4 protein-coding genes are annotated in these 2,951 nt (G+C 71.4%); all 4 read left to right on the plus strand.

Annotated features, from left to right (window positions below):
• Positions 1-485 (plus strand): type VI secretion IcmF C-terminal domain-containing protein (locus tag ACEN88_RS28170; protein ID WP_413344972.1); only part of this gene is annotated, 485 nt, incomplete at its 5' end.
• The gene (gene tagF / locus ACEN88_RS28175) at positions 482-1,468 is read left to right on the plus strand and encodes a type VI secretion system-associated protein TagF (RefSeq protein WP_413344974.1); all 987 of its coding nucleotides are present in this window, start codon (positions 482-484) and stop codon (positions 1,466-1,468) included. The genes ACEN88_RS28170 and tagF, both read left to right, overlap by 4 nt.
• Position 1,469: 1 nt before the next feature.
• Complete coding sequence (locus ACEN88_RS28180; RefSeq protein WP_413344976.1) at positions 1,470-2,264, plus strand: OmpA family protein; 795 nt, start codon at positions 1,470-1,472, stop codon at positions 2,262-2,264.
• Between the two features lie 19 nt (positions 2,265-2,283).
• Positions 2,284-2,951 (plus strand): type VI secretion system protein TssA (gene tssA / locus ACEN88_RS28185; protein WP_413344978.1); only part of this gene is annotated, 668 nt, incomplete at its 3' end.

A 2,951-nucleotide genomic window follows, 5' to 3' on the forward strand; every position in this document is an offset into this window, starting at 1 on the left:
ATGCCGCGGCGAGCAGCGGCGGCGAGGCGCAGACCCGCTTCGACCTGCAGGCGCTGGGCACGCAGGGCGCCACCGAATTCACGCTGGAGATCGACGGCCAGTCGCTGCGCTGGCGCGGCCAGCCGCAGCCGTGGGTGCACATGGTGTGGCCGAATCCGCAGGGCGTGCCGGGCGCGAAGATCACCGCGCTCACGCCGGAGGGCCGCAACGTCGTCGTGCTGGACGAGCCGGGCCACTTCGGCCTCAAGAAAATGATCGACGCGGCCCAGCGCAAGCGCAAGCCCGACGGCGCGTTCGAGCTGTCGTGGCAGGCCGGCGGCGTCACGGTGACGGCGAACCTGAAGGTCTTGCCGGCCGCGCCGGCGCCCGCACCTGTCCAGGCGTCCACGTCGGGCCAGGGCTTCAAGCGCCTGCGCCTGCCGGAAACGATCACGGCGCCGCGCACCGCCCCTGTGCAGACGGCGCTGGCGGGAGCTGCGCAATGAGCCGCCTCACGACCCCCGTCAGCGTCGGCTATTTCGGCAAGCTGCCCAGCCGCGGCGACTTCGTGCGCGGCAGCGCCAGCCCGGCCCTCCTCAAGGTGCTGGACGACTGGCTGTCGGAAGCGATGGACCTGATGAGCACCAACGCGCGCTGGAAGCTCGCGTACGACACCGCCGCGCCGCTGCACTTCGCGTTCGTCGGCCCGCGCCGGCGCCACGCGATCGGCGGCCACATCGTGGCGAGCAGCGACGAATCGAGCCGCCGCTATCCGTTCCTGATGGCCGGCGCGATGGAAATCGCGGAGCCCGCCGCGTTCCTGCCCACGACGCCGCTCGTGTTCACACGCCTGTGGTGCCGGCTCGAGACCCTGACGGCGGGCGTGCGCAACGCGGGCGATCCGGCCGCGCCGCTGCTTGCGGCCAGCAGCCAGCCGATCGACCTGGACCTGCGCGCCGCCGCATACGACCCGGCGTTCGACGATTTCCTGGAAGTGCAGACGATCGCCGCGCTGGATGCACTGCTGGCGGGCGCCGGCTTCGCCGTCTCCACGCGCCAGGTGCTGCTGGCGCTGGGCATGCTGCTGCAGCCCGTGCTGGCCAGCGGGTCCGGACGCCTGGAAAAAAGCCTCGTGCTGCCGCTGCCGGAAGACCCCATCCACCGCAACCTCGTGGCCGCGTTCTGGATGCACGTGATCGCGCCCTTCCTCGCGCGCGCCGACTTCGAGCTGGCGCTGTTCGTCACGCGGCTGGACGGCCGGCCGGCGCTCGTCGTCGGCTTTTCCGGCGCGTCGGCGCAGACGCTGCGCACCCTCATCGACCCGCAGGCGGGCCTCGACCACCTCATCGGCTTCGCCGACCTCGAATGGGTCGAGGACCAGGTCGACGGCGACTACGCCGTGCGCAAGCTCTCCGCCTGGCTGGCGCAGGGCAGCCTGTCCCTCAAGTCCGCGCTCGATTCCGTCGCCGCGGCATTCATCGGATCCTGATATGCGAATCTTCACCCAGCGCGCCCTCCTCGCGTTCTTCGTCACGTGCCACGCCGGCATCGCCGCCGCGCAGAACACCGCGCCCGCCCCCGCCGCCGCGCAACCGGGCCAGGTCACGGCCAGCGGCACCGTGCCGGACGAGGCGACCAAGGCCGCCGTGCTCGCGAAACTGCGCGAGGTCTACGGCGCCGACCGCGTGGTCGACCAGATCGCCATCGGCCCCGTCGCCATGCCCGCGAACTGGAACGGCTACGTGCAGAAGCTGATCACGCCGGACCTGCGCCAGATCAGCCGCGGCCAGCTCAGGATCGACGGCAGCAACGTCAGCCTGCGCGGCGAAGTCGCGAACGAGGCGCTGCGCCAGCGCATTGCGAGCAACGTCGCCACCAACCTGAACCCGACCTACACCGTCAACAACGGCCTGCGCGTCTCCGCCGCCGAGCAGGCCCTGCTCGACAACACGCTGGCCAACCGCACCGTGGAATTCGAGAGCGGCAAGGCGACCCTGACGCCGACCGGCCGCGCGATCCTCGACGAGATGGTCGCGGCGATGCAGAAGCTGAAGGGCCGCCGCATCGAGATCATCGGCCACACGGACAGCGCCGGCCTGCGCGCCAGCAACGTGAGCCTGAGCCAGGCGCGCGCCGCCACGGTGAAGGCCTACCTGGCCGCGCACGGCATCGCGGAAGAGAACCTGTCCGCCAGCGGCCAGGGCCCGGACCGCCCGATCGCCAGCAACGACACCGCCGAGGGCCGCGCGCGCAATCGCCGCATCGAATTCCGCCTCGCGCAATGATTTTCCATTGAAAGACACCATGTTCACCGCCGACGCCCTGCTCGCCCCGATCTCCGACGCCGCCCCGTGCGGCGCCGACCTCGCCTTCTCGCCCGAACTGGACGCCATCGCCCGCGCACGCCAGTTCGACGACCCGTCGCTCGCGCAGGGCGAATGGGTGACGGACCTGAAGGAGGCCGACTGGGGCTTCGTCGTCGACCGCTGCGCGCGCCTGCTGGCCGAACAGACCAAGGACCTGCGCCTCGCCGTCTGGCTGACGGAAGCCGCCGCCAAGCGCCACCACCTGCGCGGCCTGGGCGAAGGCTTCCGGGTGCTGGCGGGCCTGTGCGAACGCTACTGGGACCTGGGCCTGTATCCGGAAGCGGATGGCGGCGACCAGGAACAGCGCATCGGCAATCTCGCGTGGATCCTGTCGCGCACGCGCGCCCTCGTGCGCGAGATGCCGCTGACCGAAGGCCGCGGCACCGCGTATTCCACCGTCGATTTCGAAGCCGCGCGCCGCCGCGCCTGGCCGACATGGAAGCGGCAAAACGCGGCAACTCCAGCGCCTTCATCGAGGGCATGCGCGCGGACGCGGAAAACTGCCTGGACGCGCTCGCGCAACTGGAACGCGCGGCCGACGCTCGCCTGGGCCAGGACAGTCCCGGCTTTTCGCAGGCGCGCGAAGCCGTGCAGGCGCTGCTGCAC

The organism is Massilia sp. CT11-108 (genome assembly GCF_047302915.1).
Taxonomy (GTDB): domain Bacteria; phylum Pseudomonadota; class Gammaproteobacteria; order Burkholderiales; family Burkholderiaceae_D; genus Telluria; species Telluria orientalis.